This window comes from Micromonospora sp. C28ISP2-4 (genome assembly GCF_030519385.1).
Classification (GTDB): domain Bacteria; phylum Actinomycetota; class Actinomycetes; order Mycobacteriales; family Micromonosporaceae; genus Micromonospora; species Micromonospora tulbaghiae.
The window spans coordinates 1,382,835-1,400,957 of the sequence record NZ_JAUMKG010000001.1 but is presented as its reverse complement, the minus strand read 5'-3'; the positions used below and the strand labels follow the sequence as shown (position 1 = coordinate 1,400,957).

The window sequence follows — 18,123 nt, the reverse complement described above, 5'->3', positions numbered from 1 at the left end:
GGTGCCCGGCTGCCCCGGCCCCTGCGGCGCGGCGCGCGCGACGCGGCCGGCGTCCCGATCCGGCCCGCCGGACTGCGTAAGCGCTGGCTGCTCGCCGGTGTCGTGGCGGTGCTCGTCGCGCTGGTGGCGGGCGTCTCCCTCGGCCCGGTCAGCCTGCCGCCCGGCAGCGTCGCGGCCGAACTGCTCAACCTGCTGCCCGGCGTGCACCTGGACAGCGGGCTCACCGAGCGGGAAGTCGCGATCATCACCGAGCTGCGGCTGCCCCGGGTCGTGCTCGGCCTGCTCGTCGGTGCGCTCCTCGCCCTGGCCGGCGGCTGCTACCAGGGCGTCTTCCGCAACCCGCTGGCCGACCCGTACCTGCTCGGCGTGGCCGCCGGAGCCGGGTTCGCGGTCACCGCGGCGATCGTCCTCGGCGCCGGTGCGGGTGGCGCGCTGACCGGGTTGCCGATCACCATTCCGCTCGCCGCGTTCGTCGGGTCGCTCGGCGCGGTCGTGCTGACGTACCTGCTCGGCGCGGCCGGCGGGCGGGACCGGTCCCCGGCCACGCTGATCCTGGCCGGGGTGGCGGTGTCCGCGTTCTTCGCCGCCGGGCAGACGTACCTGCTGCAACAGCACTCCGACAACATCCAGCAGGTCTACTCCTGGCTGCTCGGGCGGCTGGCCACCGCCGGCTGGCACGACGTGTGGCTGGTCCTGCCGTACTTCGTGCTCACCTCCGTGGTGGTGCTGCTGCACCGGCGCGAACTGGACGTGCTCTCCGTCGGCGACGACGAGGCCGCCGGTCTCGGCCTGCACCCGCAGCGCTCCCGCTACCTGCTGATCGCCGCCGCGTCGCTGGGCACCGCCGCCGCCGTCTCCGCGTCCGGGCTGATCGGCTTCGTCGGCATCATCGTGCCGCACACCATGCGGCTGCTCGCCGGTTCCAGCCATCGCGTGATCCTGCCGCTGTCGATGCTGTTCGGCGGCGCGTTCCTGGCCCTGACCGACGTGGTCGCCCGGACCGCCGCCGCACCCGCCGAGATCCCGATCGGCGTGGTCACCGCGCTGCTCGGCGGCCCGTTCTTCGTGCTGGTCCTGCGTACCGCCCGCCGGGTGGCGATGTGAACGCCCCCGCGGTGCGCGTCCACGACCTGCGGGTCTCGCTCGGCGGCACGCCGATCCTGGCCGGCGTCGACCTCACGGTCGCCGCCGGCGAGTGGGTCACAGTGATCGGACCCAACGGCGCCGGCAAGTCCACCCTGTTGCGCGCCGTCGGCGGCCTGCTCACCGGCCCGGGCGAGGTGGCCCTCTTCGGTACGCCGATCGGCGCGCTGCGCCGACGCGACCGCGCCCGTGTCGTGGCCACCGTGGCGCAGTCACCGGTCGTACCGATCGGCATGTCCGTGTTCGACTACGCGCTGCTCGGGCGCACCCCGTACATCCCGCCGCTGGGCCGCGAGTCCGCCGCCGACCTGGCCGCCGTGCACGAGGTGCTGGACCGGCTCGACCTGGGCCCGTTCGCCCACCGCGAGCTGGCCACGCTCTCCGGCGGTGAGCGGCAGCGCGTCTTCCTGGCCCGGGCGCTGGCCCAGGGCGCCACCCTGCTGCTGCTCGACGAGCCGACGAGCGCGCTGGACATCGGGCACCAGCAGGAGGTGCTGGAACTGGTCGACCAGCTCCGGCGCGCGCACGGCCTCACGGTGCTCGCCACCATGCACGACCTCTCCATCGCCGGCGAGTACGCCGACCGCCTGGTCCTGCTCGCCGACGGCCGGGTCGCCGCCGCCGGCCCACCCGAGGAGGTGCTCACCCAGGAGTTGCTGGCCCGCCACTACCGGGCCCACATCCGGTGATCCTCGGCGACCACGGTCCCTTGGTGGTCCCCGTCCGCCCTCATCTTACCCCTTACCCTGCCTTCCTCCGCCGCCCCACCTCCCGCCCCCTCCCCGTCGATCTTGCACTCTGGCCCAGGCAGAAGGTGTGAATGGGGCGTCGGGGGCCGCAACTGCAAGATCGGCGGCGGAACGGGGCCGGGCGCGCGGGGCGGGGGTGGGGGTGGGGGCGGGTCAGCGGAGGGTGGAGATGGAGAAGAGGGCGCCGGCCGGGTCGCGGAGGGCGGCGCTGCGACCGGCCGGGTTGTCGCGGGGCGGGACGAGGATGGTGCCGCCCAGTTCGGCGGCCCGGGCGGCGGTGGCGTCGGCGTCCTCCACCGCGAAGTAGACCGCCCAGTACGCGGGCAGGTCCGCCGGCAGCGGCTCGGCCCGCGGCAGCATGCCGGCGACGATCCGGGCGCCGCAGCGCCACCCGGTGTACGCGACCGGCCCGGCCGGGCGCTCCTCCGGATGCCAGCCGAAGACCAGCGCGTAGAAGTCCTTCGCACCGTCGGGGTCGGGGGTGACCAGCTCGTTCCAGCACATTGCACCGGGTGCGTTGTACAGCTCGGCCCCGCGCATCGCCATCGGCTGCCACACGCTGAACACCGCGCCGGCCGGGTCGGCGAGCACCGCCATCCGGCCCTGCTGGGCGACGTCGAACGGGGAGACGACGACCTGCCCGCCGGCGGCCTCCACCCGGGTCGCCACCAGGTCGGCGTCGTCGGTCGCCACGTACGTGGACCAGACCGGCACCTGGTCCGGCGTACCGGGTGGCCCGGCCCCGGCGACCGCCTTGCCGCCCTTGCGGAAGACGGTGTAGCCGCCTGCCTCCGGCTCGGGGGAGATCTGCCCGGTCCAGCCGAACAGCTCCGGGTAGAACCGGCGTGCGTCGTCCAGACCAGGCGTGGCCAGGTCGGTCCAGCAGGGCGTGCCGGGCTCGACGCCGTTCACGGTGACCCCTCTCGCCGGGGGCGGCTCCGCTCGCCCGCCCTGTCGGCATCGTGGCACCGCCGGGTCGGCCCCCGGGCCGGAACCGGACAAAAGGTCAGCTGAAGCGGCGGCCCTCGTCCCGCCGGTACGCCCAGCCGGCCGCCGCGGCGAGTACGAGCACCCAGACCACGAGCATCACCAGCGCCCGGGTGTCCGGCCGGAAGTCGGTGACCGCCGCCCAGAGCAGCTCCACCGCGCCCCGGGTCGGCAGGTAGGGGGCGATCGCCTTGATGAAGCCGGGCGCGTCTTCCGGCCCGGAGAGCAGGCCGCCGCCGAACGCGAGCGGGAAGAAGATCACCTGTGCCACCACGATCGCGGCCTTGCTCGGCAGCGAGTAGCCGATCGTGAGGCCGAGCAGCGTGAACGGGACCGAGATCACGGCGACCGCGCCGAGCCCGAGCAGGAACTGCACCGCGCCGACCCGCGCCTCGGTGGCGACCGCCGCGATCACCACCACCGGGATCATCGACACGTAGGTCAGCACCAGCCCGGCCAGGATCCGCCCGGCCAGCCGCGGCGCCGGTCCGGCCGGCAGGGTCCGGGTGTACGGGTTCCAGGGCTGGTCGCGGTCCTCGGCGACACCCACGCCGTACTGGAAGATGTTGGCGCTCATCACCGCGAACGTCACCATGGCGGCGGTGGCGTAGGTGGCGCCGGCCGGGTCGTCTCCGGCGAACGGCACCACGAAGAACAGCATCGCGGCGGCGGGGAAGAACGCGCTGCCGACCACCGCCACCGGGATCCGGATGATCTCCAGGAGCTGGTAGCGGGCGTGGACGAGGGCGAGCGGCACGTCGGTCTCCTAGGCAGCGGCGGGCGCGGGCCGGTCGTCGGCCGTGATGGCGAGGAACGCCTCCTCCAGCGAGGTGGGCCGGACCTCCAGGTCGCGGAACGCCACCCCGGCGGTCACCAGGTCGCGGACGAGCTGGTCGGCGTCGGTGGTGAGCAGGTGCACCCGCCCGTCGGCGCGTTCGGTGGCGACCACTCCCGGCAGCGCCGGCAGGTCGTCGGCGACCAGGCTGACCCGGCGTACGCCGACGATCCCGCGGATCGCCGCCACCGAGTCGTCGGCGAGCACCCGCCCGTGGCCGATCACCACCACCCGCTGCGCGAGCGCCTCCACCTCCTCCAGGTAGTGGCTGCTCAGCAGCACGGTGCCGCCGTCGGCGTGGAAGCCGCGGATCGCGTCCCAGAGCGCGTGCCGCGCCTCCACGTCGAGGCCGGTGGTCGGCTCGTCGAGCACCACCAGCCGGGGACGGCCGACGAACGCCAGCGCCACGGCGAGCCGGCGACGCTGCCCGCCGGAGAGACCACCGGTCTGCCGGCGTACCTGGTCGGCGAGGCCGAACCGGTCGAGCAGCTCACCGCGCGGCACCGGATCGGGGAAGTGCGCGGAGACGAAGTCGACCACCTCGCCGACCCGCAGCGTGCCGGGCAGGCCGGTCTCCTGCGGGGTGACGCCGAGCTGCCGCCGGCTCGCCGGGTCGCGCGGGTCGCCGCCGCACAGCTCGACCCGGCCGGCGGTGGGGCGACGCAGCCCGACGACCAGGTTGATCAGCGTGCTCTTGCCGGCGCCGTTCGGGCCGAGCAGGCCGACCAGTTCCCCGGCACGGACGGTCAGGTCGACCCGGTCCAGCGCCAACACCTCGCCGTAGCGGCGGCTGACCTGTTCGGCGCGGGCCAGGATCATCGCGATCTCCTCGGGCGGGGGTCGGTGCATCCCCTGTCTACAGTGCGTGCGCCGGCCGCGGTGTCCCCTGACCGGGTGCTCGTATCCCCTAGTCTGGTGGCGCCGTCGACGACGGTGGAAGTTCCAACCGGACACTGGGGAGGGTCCGTGACCAGTCCGAGCAGGAATCTCGACGTCCAGCCGGAGGCGTTGACGGCGTTCGCCGCCGCCTCCCGGGACCGGGCCGGCCGGTTCCGTGAGCTGCACCGGGCGTTCCGCGACGGGCACGTGGCCCGGCACTCCTTCGGCGTGATGCCCGCGTCGTTCAGCCTCGCCGCCGCGTACGAGCAGCAGTTCGAGGCGTGCCTGGAAGGGCTGGCGGACGGCGCCGAGGTGATGGCCGACATCGCCGAAGGGCTCGACGACACCGCTGACGCCTACACCGGTACGGACGTGGCGAACACCGACATGTTCAAGCCGGGCGTCTGAGGGGGGCGGGATGAGCACCGAGGCGCTGCAGCGCAACAAGACCTACTTCGAGCAGATCGTGTCGGGCACGCCCGACCCGTTCAAGCCGCTGTCGAACGCGGTGCTGTGGCCGTTCGAGCAGCTCCTGGAACTGGTCGCCGGTGAGCCGGACGACCTGATGCGGGCGGCCCAGCTCGCGCTGACCACGGGCGAGGCGGTCCGGCGGATCGCCGGGGACCAGATCGCCGACCGGGCCCGGCTGCGCGGCGCCTGGGACGGCGACGCGGCGGACAAGTTCCACGCCTCGATGGAGTCGGTCGAGGAGGCGATCGAGGAGCTGGCAAAAGGGCTGGACGGCACCAAGGAGGTGCTGGTCGACGCGGCGAACGCCGCTGTGGACGCCTTCAACCTGCTGGTCGAGCTGATTCTGGAGTTCCTGCTCTGGTTCCTGACCGAGGTCATCATCGCCGCGGTGGCGGCCGTGCTGAGCGCCGGCGTGACACTGGCGGCCACCGTGGTGCGCGTGCTGGCCCGGCTGGCCACCACCGTCGGCCGCATGGTCAAGATCGTGGCCCGGTTCGCGGAGATCCTCACCAAGCTGGTCGCCAAGCTGGAGAAGGTCGCCGAGCTGCTCATGCGCTACCGCCGGGTGGTGCTGGAGCTGCGGCAGGCCAAGAAGGCGTACCGGGCGTGGAACAAGTCCGGCTACACCAAGGAGGCGTTCGCGTTCAAGATCAAACGCGCCGCGATCCTCTTCCCCGGCAAGTTCGCCGTCAACCAGGCGTCCCCGGTGAACATCCCCGGTATCGGGGGCGCGCTGCTCGACACCGGGATGGGTCTGCACGACGTCTCCGACGGGCGCAAGGACCGCAACTACCTGGTGGACGGCACGTACCGCGAGGATCTGGGCCCGTACACGAAGGGCGTCCAGAACGTGTTCGACTCGATCGTGAACTGAGAGGCAGCAATGACGTTCCCGGCCCTGGACCGGATCGAGGCGCTGGCCCGCAACCTGGACGGGTGGCAGCGCGAACTCGGCGCGCGAATGGCCGAGCTGGAGCAGAGCAGCGCCGAGGGGGTGAGTGACTCCGGCCTGGTCACCGTCGTGGCCGCCGCCGACGGCAAGATCCTCTCTACGGACATCAACGCCCGCGCCATGCGCTTCGACTCGTACACGCTCGCCGAGGAGATCACCTCGGCGGCGAACCGGGCGCAGGAGGCCGCCGCCGCCCGCGTACGCGAGATCGTCGGCGAGGTGATGGGCAACGCTCCCGCCGCGGAGCGCCGCGCCGACGACGGCTACGGCCACGACCGATACTGAGCCGATGGACGAGACCAGATACCGCGACCCGATCGACCGGCTCGTCGAGCCGGGCGAGCGCGTGCTGGCCCACGCCAAGGCCGACGTCGGCCAGGGGCTCGCTCCGGCGCCGCCGCCCGAACCGGAGTCCACCGCCGAGCCGAGCCGGCGGACGGTCGGCTCGGTGCTGCTCAACGTCCTGCTGCCGCTGGCCACCTGGGACCGTGGTGACCGCCTGGTCGACGCGATCGGCTGGGGGATCGCCGGCCGTGGCGCCCCCGGATCGGCCGCCTCCCGCCTGCACCGCGCGCTCCGCCCGCCCCGGCCCGACCTGCAGGTCCGGGAGACGCTGCTCGCGGTCACCGACCGGCGGCTGCTGGTCTGCCGTACCGGCGGGGTCAAGCTGCTGGCCGGGCGCGAGGCCGAGGAGCGTGCGCTGGCCGAGACCTCGGTGGCGTGGTCGGCGGGGCGGGCGGAGATCGCCTCCGCTCGCGTGGGCTGGCACCGGCTCAACCCGAAGCGGCTGCGGATCGACTTCACCGACGGCTCCTGGCTGTCGTTCACAGTGCCGATCGCCGAGTCCGGCCGGCCGCTGCGCGAGGTCGCCGCCGCGCTGTCCGCCTGACCGGCCCGCCGACGAGCTTCAGCGCGGCCACCGGGCCGGCCCGCCCCGCCGATACCGCAGGCCGGCCCGCCCGCGTCAGGCCGTCAGCGGCGCGGGCAGCGGCTCGCGGTGCAGCACTGCCAGCCGGGAGACCGCCCGGGTGAGCACCACGTAGAGGCGGTGCAGACCACGCGGCTCGGCGGCCACGATCGCGGCCGGCTCGACGACCACCACGTGGTCGTACTCCAGGCCCTTGACCAGCGTCGCCGGGACCACTGTGACGCGCGCCGCGGCCTCGACGTCGTCGGCGGTCGCGGTCTCCACGCCCGCGTCGGCGAGCGCCGCGCGGAGCCGGTCGACCGCGTCGTCCGCGGCGATCACACCGACCGAGCCGTCGTGCGCGAGCGCCGCCCGCACCTCGGCCACCGTCGCGGCCGTCAGGTCCTCGGTGGTACGCACATCGAGCGCGCCGTCGTTGCGCAGCGATCGGGCCGGGGGTACGTCGACGGCGAGCGCCGGCAGCAGCCGGTTCGCGAACGCCACCACTGCGGCCGGCACCCGGAAGCCCACGCTCAGCGGCACCACCACTGCGTCCGGCTTGCCCAGGTGGGCCAGGGACTCCCGCCAGTCGGTCGCCGCCCAGGGCGCGGTGCCCTGGGCCAGGTCGCCGAGCAGCGTGATCGAGCCGTGCTCGCTGCGGCGGGCGATGGCACGGCACTGCATCGGGGAGAGGTCCTGCGCCTCGTCGACCACCACGTGCCCGAAGCCGGCGGGCCGTTCCAGCAGCCCGGCCACCTCGTCGATGAGCACCGCGTCGGCGGCGGTCCACCGGGTCGCCTTCGCGGTGCGGGCGGTCCTGCCGGACCGGAACAACTCCTGCTCCTCGGGCGCGAGCAGGCCGTCCGCGGCGGCGGCGAGCGCCTCGGCGTCGGTACGCAGGCGGTGCAGCAGCCCGTCCGGGGTGAGCGCCGGCCAGACCGCGTCGAGCAGGTCGGTGACCGGCTTGATCCGGCTCATCCGGCGCAGCCAGGCGTCGCTCGGTGACTCCGCCCGGCGCGCCTCGGCCTGGCGTTGCAGCAGCCCCACCACCCGTGCGCGGACCCGCTCCCGGCCGGTGGCGTAGGGCAGCCCCTCCTGGCGCGTCTCGGTGACCAGCCGGTGCAGCGGGTCGAGCCCGATCCGCCACCGGTACGAGCCGTCCGACACCATGATCGGCTCGGTCGGCGTACCGATGTGGGCGTCGACGGCCCGGCGCAGCACCTCGGCCATCCGGATGTCGTGCTTGAGCGCGGCGGCGGCCGGGTCGTCGACCGCACGGACCGGCACGCGTGCGACCAGGTCCTCCACAGTGGCCTGCTCGACCTCGACCTCGCCGAGCGCGGGCAGCACCGCCGCGATGTACGACAGGAACGCCCGGTTCGGCCCGACGATCAGCACACCGGAGCGGCGCAGCCGTTCCCGGTGCAGGTAGAGCAGGTACGCGGCGCGGTGCAGCCCGACCGCCGTCTTGCCGGTGCCGGGAGCGCCCTGTACGCAGATCGAGTCGGCCAGGTCGGCCCGGACCAGTTCGTCCTGCTCCGGCTGGATGGTGGCCACGATGTCGCGCATCGGGCCCACGCGAGGCCGCTCGATCTCGGCGGTGAGGATGCGGCTGGCGGTGCCGAGTTCCTCGCCCCGGTCCAGGTGCTCGTCCTCGAAGCTGGTCAGCGTCCCGGCGCTGAACCCGAACCGGCGGCGTACGGCGACACCCTGCGGGTCGCGCGCGCTGGCCCGGTAGAACGACCGGGAGACCGGCGCACGCCAGTCCAGCACCAGCGGCTCGCCCAGTTCGTCGGTGACGTGCCGCCGCCCGACGTGGTACTCGCGCCCGGCGTGGTCCGGGTCGTCGCCGCCGAAGTCCAGGCGGCCGAAGAACAGCGGCGTGGTCGGGTCGTCCGCCAGCTCCTTGACCCGCCGGGCCATGTGCCGGCCGAGCTGCTCGGCGGTGTACGAGTCACCGGCCACCTTGTCGCCGGTGGCGAAGAGCGCCTGGGCGCGTTCCCGCATCCGGGTCAGCGCGGCGCGGGAGGCGTCGAGGTGGGCTCGCTCGGCGGCCAGTTCGGCGTCGAGGCCGGGTGTAGCGTCAAGATCGGTTGCGGGCACGATGAACTCCGATGGCTCAACTGAGGCTCGCTCGCGTGTCCGGGGCGGTTGGCCTGCTCCCGGCGCGGGTGACGTCCGCTGCGGTGCATGCTCACCGCGGCCGTCGGGCGGCCCTCCACGCTACGGGAGCACCCGGCGCTCGCGCCAACCAATTTCCTCAGGTCGACCGTGGGGGGCGTGTCCGTCGGCCTGGCCTGGCGGCGATCATTGAGGCATGACCGAGGCGCTTCCCGGCAGGAGCCGGGTGACGATCAGTGATCCGCAGGTGATGCGGGCGCTCGCTCACCCGGCCCGCATGGCGATCATGGAACATCTCGGCACGCTGGAGGGCGGTGCGACGGCCACCGAGTGCGCCGAGATCGCCGGGCTGTCGCCGAGCGCGACCAGCTACCACCTGCGCGAGCTGGCGAGGTTCGGGCTGGTCCGGCAGGCGCCGGGCCGGGGCGACGCCCGGGAGCGGGTGTGGCAGGCGGTGAACCCGTCGTATCACGTCGAGGTGGGGCCGGACGCCGACCCGGAGGCGCGTGCCGCCGAGGCGGCCCTGGTCGAGGCGCACATGGTCCGTGACGCCCAGCGGGTCCGGGAGTGGTTGCGCCGCGCGCCGGACGAGTCGCCGGAGTGGTACGCGGCGACCTGGTTCAGCGACAGCGTGCTGCTCATGACGGCCGAGGAGCTGACCGAGCTGAACCAGGCGATCCAGGCGCTGATGGAGCCCTATCGGCGGCGGACCCGGACCGATCCGCCCGACGGGGCGCGTCCGGTGGCGGCGCAGTACCGGGCGATGCCTCTCGACTGACGGGGGTTGCGCGCGGCAGTTGTGAAGGATTACTTTCGAAGTATGTCCTTCACAACTGGCGGGTCGCGCTGGCCGGACGTCTGGCTCGCGGCCACCGCGCGCGGCATCTCCAGCTGCGGGAACTTCCTCGTCACCAGCGCCCTCACGCTCGCGCTCCAGTCCGCCGGAGCCGGGGGGCTCGCCGTCTCCGGGCTGCTGCTCGCCGCGACGCTGCCGCTGGTCGCGCTCGCCCCGCTGACCGGCCGCCTCGCCGACCGGGTGGACAGCCGGGTGCTGCTGATCGCCACCGGCGTCGGCCAGGCCGCGACATGTCTGGCGCTCGCCTACGCACAGGACCCGGTGCTGGTGATCGCGCTGGTGGCGCTGCTGGCCACCGGCCTCGCGATCTCCCAGCCGGTGATCTCCGCGCTGGTACCGGCCATGGTGCGGCCCGAGGACCTGCCCCGGGCCGGCGCGCTCAACCAGACCGCCGGCACGCTCGGCGCGCTCGCCGGTCCGGCGCTGGCCGGCCTGCTCGTCGGCCAGTTCGGCACCCGGGTGCCGCTGCTCCTCGGCGCGATCAGCTATCTCTCGCTGGTCGCGGCCGGGCTGCTCGTCCGTACCCGCAGGGGAGGGCGTCGGACGCCGGCCGGCGTCACCGCGGCGGTCGCGCCACCGTGGCGGCTGCGCCGCGACCCGCTGCTGACGGTGATGGTCGGCAGCGTGGCCGCTGTGGTCGGCGCGGTCGGCGCGGTGAACGTGATCGAGGTCTTCTTCATCCGGGAGACGCTCGGCAGCAGCGCCACCGTGTACGGCCTGGTCACCGGCTCCTGGACGCTCGGCATCGTGCTCGGGGCGTGGCTGTTCGCCCGGGTCGCCCGCCGCCTCGCCGACGACGGCGCGCTGCTCGGCGCCGGGCTGGTGCTGCTCGGCGGCTGCGGTCTGGCGGTGCTGGCCTCGGCGGCGGTGCCCTCGGCGTGGCTGCTCGTGCCCATCTGGCTGCTGGGTGGCGTGGGCAACGGCGGCGACAACGTCTTCAACAACCTGCTGCTGGCCCGGCGGGTACCGGAGGCGGCCCGGGGCCGGGCGTTCGCGTTCTTCGGGGCGGCCGCTCAGGGCGCGGCGATGGGCGGCTACCTGGTCGGGGGCCTGCTGCTGGAGGTGGCCGGCCCGCGCACGCTCGTCGCCGGATGCGGCGTGGCCGGTCTGCTGGTGGTGGTGGCGCTGGCCTGGCCGGTCCGCCGCGCGGTACGCGCCGAGCGCGCCGCCGCCGTCCGCGCGGCCACGCCTGCTGCCGTCGCCGTGACGGCGAAGCCCCGATGACCGCTGGTGTCAACAAGGGGCCCTTCCTCTACCGGAGGCGTTAACAAGGGGCCCTTCCTTACCGCCCGGTGCGGAGTTCACCACTCGATCGACGCCCCCGGCGGCGCGGCGGAAGCCGCGGCGATACGGTCGGGTCATGGCCGACCGCATCGCCCGCCCCCGCGTGGGGCACATCCAGTTCCTCAACTGCCTGCCCATCTACTGGGGGCTGATGCGGTCCGGCGCGCTGATCGACGTCGACCTGCACAAGGATTCGCCGGACCGGCTGAGCGCCGACCTGGTCGCCGGTGACCTGGACATCGGCCCGATCACGCTGGTGGAGTTCCTCAAGCACGCCAACGACCTGCTCCTCCTGCCCGACCTGGCGGTCGGCAGCGACGGGCCGGTGCTCTCGGTGAACGTGGTGTCCACCCGCCCGCTGGGCGAGCTGGACGGCGCCCGGGTGGCGCTCGGCTCCACCTCGCGTACCGGGGTGATGCTGGCCCAGCTGCTGCTCGCCGAGCGGCACGGGGTGCGCCCGGAGTACTTCCGCTGCCCGCCGGACCTGACCCAGATGCTGCTGGAGGCCGACGCCGGGGTGCTCATCGGCGACGTGGCGCTGCGCGCGCTCTACGAGGCGCCGGCCAAGGGCCTCGAAGTGACCGACCTGGGGCAGGCGTGGCACGACTGGACCGGCTTGCCGATGGTGTTCGCCGTCTGGGCGGTACGCCGCGAGTTCGCCGCCGCCCATCCGGGCCTGGTCAAGGAGGTGCACGAGGCGTTCCTGCGCTCGCGCGACCTGTGCCTGGCCGAGCTGGACCAGGTGGCGGAGGCGGCGGCCCGCTGGGAGACGTTCGACGCGGCGACACTCGCCACGTACTTCCGGGCGCTCGACTTCTCGCTGGGCGAGCGGCAGGTGGCCGGGCTGCGCGAGTTCGCCCGCCGGGCGGCCGCGTACGGGGAGGTGCCGGCGCTGCCGGCCGGCGGCCCGGAGTTCTTCCAGGGCTGACCGCGCCCCGCGTGGCTCAGGGTGCCGGGCGCAGCAGCGACTTGGTGATCCGTTCGCAGGCGTCCATGCCGTACTCCCAGCCGCCCTCGACGCCGAACGGCGTGCGCAGCATCACGCCCATCGTCCAGGTGTCGCCGATGGCCAGGCAGTTGACGTGGTACTCCTCTTCCTTGTCCCGGTCGATCCAGCCGTTCTTGATGGCGATGTTCTTCTGCTGGGCCGCCGGGAACGCCTTGCGGATGCCGAAGTCGCCGGGGGCGCGTACCAGGCGCATCTCGTTGAGCAGCCACTTGGTCCACTTCGGCCCGGCCGCGCGGCCGTCGTCGATGCAGAGACCGAGGCGGGCGGTGTCCCGGGGGGACAGCTCGGTGCGGCTCCAGCCACCGTCGGAGGCGACCTCGCTGTCGGTCAGCTTGCAGATCGAGATCAGCCGCTCGATCGAGTCCGAGCCGCCGACGCTCTCGTAGAACTGCTGCGCCCGGGTGTTGTCGCTGTCCCGGATGATCTTCGTGGCGTCGGCCAGCTTCGCGTCGCTCGGCGTCTTGCCGTCCTCGGCGCTCAGGCGCAGGTAGTCGGCCACCACCCAGGACTTGATCAGGGACGCGGTGGTGCTCGTCTCGCCCATGTTCGACGAGCCGATGATCTTCCCGGTGCGCTTGTCCAGCACGGACCAGCCGTACCAGCCCTTGATCTTGAGGCTGTCCAGGTTCTTCGCCTGGAACGGCAGTGGTTCGAGGGACCGTGAGGGGGCGACCCGTGGTTTCGCGTTGCGGTCGACCGTCTGCTGTGCCGACCGCTCGCTCGTCGGTCCGGGATGCGAGTTCGCGGTGGCCTCCAGCGGCGAGCCGGGGAGCACGCGCAGGGAGAGGCCGAGCAGGCCGACGAGGACCGCAGCGAGGGCGCTGAACGCGAGCGGGCGCCGATAGCTGCCGGGCCGACGCCGGGCACCGGCCATCAGAGCTTCCCGACCGGCTGTTGCGGCACCTTGAGCGCGGCGCCGGGCATCGGCGTCACGAGCTGGGTGGCGACGGCGGCGCACATCTTCGCACCGTACGGCAGGCCGGAACGGCCCGGGTACCGCATCATCACGGCGAGACTCCACTTGTCGGTGAACGCCAGGCAGCTGACGTGCCAGTTGCCGTCGTAGGCGAGCTGCGTCCAGCCGTTCTTCATGTGCACCGGACCCTGCGACTTGATCGTCGCCGGCAGGCCGTCGATGATGCCCCACCGGCCGCCGCCGGACCGCTCGCCCTGCTTGCTGACGCTGCCGGCCACCTTTGTCATCTCGCTGAGCAGCCACTCGGTCCACTTGGGGCCGGCGGCGCGGCCGTCGGCGATGCAGTCGCCGAGGCGGGCCGCGTCCCGGGGGGACATCTCGGTGAAGCTCCACCAGCCCTTGTAGTCGGGCACGTCGCCGGGCCGGGTGTCGGTCAGGCCGCAGATCCGGATCGCGCGCGCGATGACCGGGTCGGGCTTGCCGCCGGGCTGGGGCTTGTAGGAGCCGCCCGCCGCCCGGTACACCGCGTTCGCGCCGTCGTCGTTGCTGTCCCGGATCGCCAGGATCGCCGCCTTCTTGAGCCCGGCGCTCGGCTGCTTGTCCCCGAGCTGGCGAAGGTAGTCCGCGACGATCCAGGCCTTGAGCATCGACTCGGTGGAGCTGGTCTGGTTCATGTTCTGCGCGCCGGTGACAGTGCCGGTCTCGCGGTCCAGCAGGGCCCAGGAGAAGAACTCACCCTTGAAGTTCACCGACACCGGGGCGTCGGCGAGCGTCGGGGGCGCCGGCGCGGTCGGCGCCGGTGCCGGGACCTGCTCGCCGCCGCCGAGGCCGCCCGCGCCGTCTCCGTCGGAGAACTTCGCGTACGCGGCCGGCACCAGCATGACGCCGCCGATGAGGACCGCCACGATGGCGAGCACCAAGGTCACGCGAGGTCGCATGAGTGGTGAGCTCCAGATGTCTGGCCGGGGGGACCGGCGCTTCCGCATGGGTTCGGCCGGATCGCCACTAGGCCGGGGGACGATGGCCTGAATGGTGACGATCATGAAGCCGAACGGTTTGCCGGTCGGAAGTCTACTTCCGGACAGCTCTGATGCCAGGTCTCGACACCCGTGACTTTGCCGGGTGGGCGGGATATTGAGCCGCTTTGCCACCCTTGGGGGATTTCTTCTATTCGAAGTGATCGACATCACAACCACCAGGGCCGATGGCGGCACGCGCATGGCCGGTGACGCGAGGTGGCCCTCGAAACCTGTTACACCCTCTGGTGTCATTCGTGGCGAGCTGTAACACTGGCTGCATGTATGGCAATGACTTCGCCCCGCCGGAGGACGCTCCGGGCGGCGGCCTGCTCGGCGAGGTGGAGGCGGCGGAGGCCGCGCTGCGCGAGGCGGCGGCGCGGGCCCGGCGTGGCGGCGCTGCCCCGGACGAGGACGTCGAGGCGTACTTCGCCGACGTCATCAACGCGGACCAGAAGATCGAGCCCCGCGACTGGATGCCCGAGGCGTACCGCAGGACGCTGATCCGGCAGATCGCCCAGCACGCCCACTCCGAGATCATCGGCATGCAGCCGGAGGGCAACTGGATCAGCCGGGCGCCCTCGCTCAAGCGCAAGGCGATCCTGCTCGCGAAGGTGCAGGACGAGGCCGGTCACGGCCTCTACCTCTACGCGGCCGCCGAGACGCTCGGGATCAGCCGCGACGAGCTGGTGGACCTGCTGCTCGACGGGCGGCAGAAGTACAGCTCGATCTTCAACTACCCGACTCTGACCTGGGCCGACGTGGGCGCGATCGGCTGGCTGGTGGACGGCGCGGCGATCGTCAACCAGGTGCCGCTGTGCCGCTGCTCCTACGGCCCGTACGCCCGGGCGATGATCCGGGTCTGCAAGGAGGAGTCGTTCCACCAGCGGCAGGGCTACGAGATCCTGCACACGCTGGCGCACGGCACCCCGGCGCAGAAGGCGATGGCGCAGGACGCGGTGGACCGCTGGTGGTACCCGTCACTGGCGATGTTCGGCCCGCCGGACGGCGACTCGACGCACAGCGCCCAGTCGATGGCCTGGAAGATCAAGCGCTTCTCCAACGACGAGCTGCGTCAGCGCTTCGTCGACATGTGCGTCGGTCAGGCGGAGGTGCTCGGCCTCACCCTCCCCGACCCGGACCTGCGGTGGAACGACGAACGGCAGGCGTACGACTACACCCAGCCCGACTACGACGAGCTGATGCGGGTGATCAAGGGCAACGGGCCGTGCAACCGGGAGCGCATGGCGCACCGGCGCAAGGCGCACGCCGACGGCGCGTGGGTACGGGAGGCCGCCGCGGCGTACGCCGCGAAGCGGGCGGGAAGAAAGGCGGTAGCGGCATGAACAGCGCGTCCTCTCCCCTGTGGGAGGTCTTCGTGCGGGCCCGCCGTGGCCTGTCGCACACCCACGTCGGCAGCCTGCACGCCCCCGACGCCGAGCTGGCCCTGCGCAACGCCCGGGACCTCTACACCCGCCGCCAGGAGGGCGTCTCCATCTGGGTGGTGCCGGCGAGCGCGATCACCGCGTCCAGCCCGGACGAGAAGGACGCGTTCTTCGACCCGGCCGCCGACAAGGTCTACCGCCACCCGACGTTCTACGAGGTCCCCGAAGGGGCGGCCCACCTATGAGTCCGTTCGACTTCACGTTGGCGATCGGCGACGACGCGCTCATCGCCGCGCAGCGCCTCGGTGAGTGGACCTCCCGCGCGCCGGAGATGGAGGAGGACATCGCGCTCGCCAACATCGCCCTCGACCAGCTCGGCGCGGCGCGGCTGCTGCTCACGTACGCGGGCGAACTGGAGGGCGCGGGCCGGGACGAGGACGACCTGGCCTACCTGCGCGACGACCGCGAGTTCCGCAACTGCCTGCTGGTCGAGCTGCCCAACGGTGACTTCGGCGTGACCATGGCGAAGCTGTTCTTCCTGGCCGCGTACCAGTCGCCGCTCTACACGGCGCTGGCCGGCTGCGCGGACGAGCGGCTGGCGGCGGTCGGCGCGAAGGCGCGCAAGGAGTCGGCGTACCACCTGGACCACGCCTCGCTGTGGGTGAAGCGGCTCGGCGACGGCACTGAGGAGTCGCACCGGCGTATGCAGGACGCGGTCGACCAGGTCTGGCCGTACGTCCACGAACTGTTCGCCCCTGATCCGGCGGCGCCGGTCGACCCGTCCACCCTTCGGGCCGACTTCGACGCCACCGTGTCCGCGGTGCTGGACGAGGCCACGCTGACCCGGCCGGAGACCGGCTGGGCGCCCGGCGGCGGCCGGGACGGCCTGCACACCGAGCACCTCTCGTACCTGCTCGCCGAGATGCAGGTGCTGCACCGCGCCCACCCCGGAGCGAGCTGGTGAGCGCGAGGAGTGCAGCGGAGCGGAGCCCCGCAGTCGCGAACGGAGGGTGGCGCCGATGACCGACGCCAGGGCGGCCGCGGCGGCGGTGGTGGACCCGGAGATCCGGGTCGTCACCATCGACGAGCTGGGCATCCTGCGCGCGGTCGACGAGGAACCGGAGACCGGCCGGGTCGTCGTCACCATCACCCCCACCTACACCGGCTGCCCGGCGATGGACGTGATCCGGGAGGACATCCGCCGGGCGCTGGCCGCCGCCGGGCATCCGGACGCCGAGGTCCGCACCGTCTACCACCCGGCGTGGAGCACCGACTGGATCTCCGACAGCGGCCGGGCGAAGCTGCAAGCCGCCGGCATCGCCCCGCCCGCGCCGCGCGGCGACGACACGGTGGTGCCGTTGACCCTGGCCGTACGCTGTCCGCGCTGCGGGTCGCCGGAGACCACACAGATCAGCCGCTTCGGCTCCACCGCGTGCAAGGCGCTGTGGCGCTGCCGCTCCTGTTCCGAACCCTTCGACCACCTGAAGGCGCTGTGACTGTCACCATCACCCGGCCGGTGCGCCGCCGGCCGGTCTTCCACCCGCTGCCCGTCACCGCCGTGGACCGGCTCACCGACGACTCGGTGTCGATCACGTTCGCGGTACCGGAGGAGCTGCGCGAGACGTTTGCGTTCTCCGCCGGGCAGCACCTCACCGTCCGCCGCCCCGCCGGCGCCGACGGCGAGGAGGTGCGGCGGTCGTACTCGATCTGCTCCACCCCCGACGAGCTGGCCCGGCACGGCCGGTTGCGGATCGGGGTGCGTGAGGTGCCGGGCGGGGCGTTCTCCGCGTACGCCTGCGGCGCGCTGCGCGGCGGCGACACCGTCGACGTGCTGCCGCCGCTGGGTCACTTCACCTCCGCGTTCACCCCGGACCGGGTCCGCCGGTACGGCGCTGTGGTCGCCGGTTCCGGCATCACCCCGGTCCTCGGGCTGGCCGCGACCGCGCTGGCGACCGAGCCGCGCAGCACATTCACGCTCGTGTACGGCAACCGCACGGCGAACTCGGTGATGTTCGCCGAGGAGCTGGCCGACCTGAAGGACCGCTACCCGACCCGGCTGCACCTGGTGCACGTGCTGTCCCGGGAGATGGGCGAGTCGGCGCTGCTGTCCGGGCGGATCGACGCCGACCGGCTGACCCGGCTGCTCGACACACTCGTACCGGGTGACGAGATCGAGGAGTGGTTCCTCTGTGGCCCGTACGGCATGGTGGTGGACGCCAAGGCGGTGCTCGCGGGTCGTGGCGTGCCGGACGCGGCGGTGCACACCGAGCTGTTCCACGTCGACGCCCCGCCGGAGCCGGTCCGGCGCGAGACCGACCGGCCCGGAGCCGGCACCGAGGTGACGATCCTGCTGGACGGTCGCTCGTCCAGTTTCACGATGGGCCGGGACGAGCGGGTGCTCGACGCGGCGCTGCGGGTGCGCGGCGAGTTGCCGTACGCCTGCAAGGGCGGCGTGTGCTCGACCTGCCGGGCCAAGGTGACGTCCGGTGAGGTGACGATGGCGCGCAACTACGCGCTGGAGCCCGACGAGGTGGCCGCCGGTTACGTGTTGACCTGCCAGTCCAGCCCGGTCACCGACGAGCTGACTGTCGACTACGACGCGTAGGGACGGCG

At 73.1% G+C, this 18,123-nt stretch carries 19 protein-coding genes and 1 pseudogene; 14 read left to right on the top strand and 6 right to left on the bottom strand.

The genetic code is table 11. The features are described from left to right. The first annotated feature begins 21 nt into the window (after window positions 1–21). Both Q3W68_RS06730 and Q3W68_RS06725 read left to right on the top strand, forming a co-directional pair. Window positions 22–1,104: an iron ABC transporter permease gene (locus Q3W68_RS06730; protein ID WP_302904974.1), complete on the top strand. Its 1,083-nt coding sequence runs from the start codon at window positions 22–24 to the stop codon at window positions 1,102–1,104. Continuing rightward, window positions 1,101–1,963: pseudogene (locus Q3W68_RS06725) on the top strand (ABC transporter ATP-binding protein). The gene Q3W68_RS06730 and the pseudogene Q3W68_RS06725 overlap by 4 nt, the downstream one beginning before the upstream one ends. Window positions 1,964–2,045: 82 nt before the next feature. Here Q3W68_RS06725 and Q3W68_RS06720 read toward each other — a convergent pair. The 3 genes from Q3W68_RS06720 to Q3W68_RS06710 form a co-directional block, all read right to left on the bottom strand. Next, the gene (locus tag Q3W68_RS06720) at window positions 2,046–2,804 is read right to left on the bottom strand and encodes a VOC family protein (RefSeq protein WP_302904594.1); all 759 of its coding nucleotides are present in this window, start codon (window positions 2,802–2,804) and stop codon (window positions 2,046–2,048) included. Between the two features lie 94 nt (window positions 2,805–2,898). Further along, a complete protein-coding gene (locus Q3W68_RS06715; RefSeq protein ID WP_302904593.1) occupies window positions 2,899–3,636 on the bottom strand; it encodes an ABC transporter permease in 738 nt (245 codons plus the stop codon). A gap of 9 nt (window positions 3,637–3,645) precedes the next feature. Further along, complete coding sequence (locus Q3W68_RS06710) at window positions 3,646–4,533, bottom strand: ABC transporter ATP-binding protein (protein WP_302904592.1); 888 nt, start codon at window positions 4,531–4,533, stop codon at window positions 3,646–3,648. Between the two features lie 147 nt (window positions 4,534–4,680). On the opposite strand from Q3W68_RS06710, the gene Q3W68_RS06705 reads away from it, so the two are divergent. The 4 genes from Q3W68_RS06705 to Q3W68_RS06690 are packed head-to-tail and all read left to right on the top strand — an operon-like array spanning window position 4,681 to window position 6,905. Further along, window positions 4,681–5,001 (top strand): type VII secretion target, encoded by a 321-nt coding sequence (locus Q3W68_RS06705; protein ID WP_120572101.1) that lies wholly within the window; start codon window positions 4,681–4,683, stop codon window positions 4,999–5,001. A gap of 10 nt (window positions 5,002–5,011) precedes the next feature. After that, a complete protein-coding gene (locus Q3W68_RS06700) occupies window positions 5,012–5,938 on the top strand; it encodes a WXG100 family type VII secretion target (RefSeq protein WP_302904591.1) in 927 nt (308 codons plus the stop codon). Window positions 5,939–5,947: 9 nt separating this feature from the next. Beyond that, on the top strand, window positions 5,948–6,301 hold the full coding sequence (locus Q3W68_RS06695) for a YbaB/EbfC family nucleoid-associated protein (RefSeq protein WP_128138092.1): 354 nt from the start codon (window positions 5,948–5,950) through the stop codon (window positions 6,299–6,301). A gap of 4 nt (window positions 6,302–6,305) precedes the next feature. After that, window positions 6,306–6,905: a hypothetical protein gene (locus Q3W68_RS06690; RefSeq protein ID WP_302904590.1), complete on the top strand. Its 600-nt coding sequence runs from the start codon at window positions 6,306–6,308 to the stop codon at window positions 6,903–6,905. Window positions 6,906–6,980: 75 nt separating this feature from the next. Here Q3W68_RS06690 and Q3W68_RS06685 read toward each other — a convergent pair whose 3' ends face one another. Beyond that, window positions 6,981–9,026, bottom strand: a complete 2,046-nt coding sequence (locus Q3W68_RS06685) for an AAA family ATPase (RefSeq protein WP_302904589.1) — start codon at window positions 9,024–9,026, stop codon at window positions 6,981–6,983. A 214-nt stretch (window positions 9,027–9,240) separates the two neighbouring features. Between Q3W68_RS06685 and Q3W68_RS06680 the strand changes: the two genes are divergently transcribed. From Q3W68_RS06680 to Q3W68_RS06670, 3 genes are all read left to right on the top strand, one after another. Continuing rightward, the gene (locus Q3W68_RS06680) at window positions 9,241–9,822 is read left to right on the top strand and encodes a helix-turn-helix transcriptional regulator (protein WP_302904588.1); all 582 of its coding nucleotides are present in this window, start codon (window positions 9,241–9,243) and stop codon (window positions 9,820–9,822) included. Window positions 9,823–9,864: 42 nt separating this feature from the next. Continuing rightward, the gene (locus tag Q3W68_RS06675; protein WP_302904587.1) at window positions 9,865–11,124 is read left to right on the top strand and encodes an MFS transporter; all 1,260 of its coding nucleotides are present in this window, start codon (window positions 9,865–9,867) and stop codon (window positions 11,122–11,124) included. A 136-nt stretch (window positions 11,125–11,260) separates the two neighbouring features. Then, window positions 11,261–12,112 carry a menaquinone biosynthetic enzyme MqnA/MqnD family protein gene (locus Q3W68_RS06670; protein WP_302904586.1) on the top strand — a complete coding sequence of 284 codons (852 nt, stop codon included), beginning with the start codon at window positions 11,261–11,263 and terminating at the stop codon, window positions 12,110–12,112. Between the two features lie 16 nt (window positions 12,113–12,128). On the opposite strand, the gene Q3W68_RS06665 is transcribed toward Q3W68_RS06670, so the two are convergent. Beyond that, window positions 12,129–13,067: a hypothetical protein gene (locus Q3W68_RS06665; protein WP_302904585.1), complete on the bottom strand. Its 939-nt coding sequence runs from the start codon at window positions 13,065–13,067 to the stop codon at window positions 12,129–12,131. Continuing rightward, window positions 13,067–14,047: a hypothetical protein gene (locus Q3W68_RS06660; RefSeq protein ID WP_302904584.1), complete on the bottom strand. Its 981-nt coding sequence runs from the start codon at window positions 14,045–14,047 to the stop codon at window positions 13,067–13,069. Before Q3W68_RS06660 ends, Q3W68_RS06665 begins: the two co-directional genes overlap by 1 nt. 359 nt (window positions 14,048–14,406) lie before the next feature. Between Q3W68_RS06660 and paaA the strand changes: the two genes are divergently transcribed. From paaA to paaE, 5 genes are read left to right on the top strand one after another with little or no spacing between them, the layout of a single operon-like run. After that, on the top strand, window positions 14,407–15,471 hold the full coding sequence (gene paaA, locus Q3W68_RS06655; RefSeq protein ID WP_302904583.1) for a 1,2-phenylacetyl-CoA epoxidase subunit PaaA: 1,065 nt from the start codon (window positions 14,407–14,409) through the stop codon (window positions 15,469–15,471). Continuing rightward, complete coding sequence (gene paaB / locus Q3W68_RS06650) at window positions 15,468–15,755, top strand: 1,2-phenylacetyl-CoA epoxidase subunit PaaB (RefSeq protein WP_013283588.1); 288 nt, start codon at window positions 15,468–15,470, stop codon at window positions 15,753–15,755. The genes paaA and paaB overlap by 4 nt, the downstream gene beginning before the upstream one ends. Beyond that, a complete protein-coding gene (gene paaC, locus Q3W68_RS06645) occupies window positions 15,752–16,474 on the top strand; it encodes a 1,2-phenylacetyl-CoA epoxidase subunit PaaC (protein WP_302904582.1) in 723 nt (240 codons plus the stop codon). Before paaB ends, paaC begins: the two co-directional genes overlap by 4 nt. A gap of 55 nt (window positions 16,475–16,529) precedes the next feature. Continuing rightward, a complete protein-coding gene (gene paaD / locus Q3W68_RS06640) occupies window positions 16,530–17,006 on the top strand; it encodes a 1,2-phenylacetyl-CoA epoxidase subunit PaaD (RefSeq protein WP_302904581.1) in 477 nt (158 codons plus the stop codon). Continuing rightward, window positions 17,003–18,115, top strand: coding sequence for a 1,2-phenylacetyl-CoA epoxidase subunit PaaE (paaE, locus tag Q3W68_RS06635; RefSeq protein ID WP_302904580.1), 1,113 nt, complete (start codon window positions 17,003–17,005; stop codon window positions 18,113–18,115). Before paaD ends, paaE begins: the two co-directional genes overlap by 4 nt. Window positions 18,116–18,123: the final 8 nt, after the last annotated feature.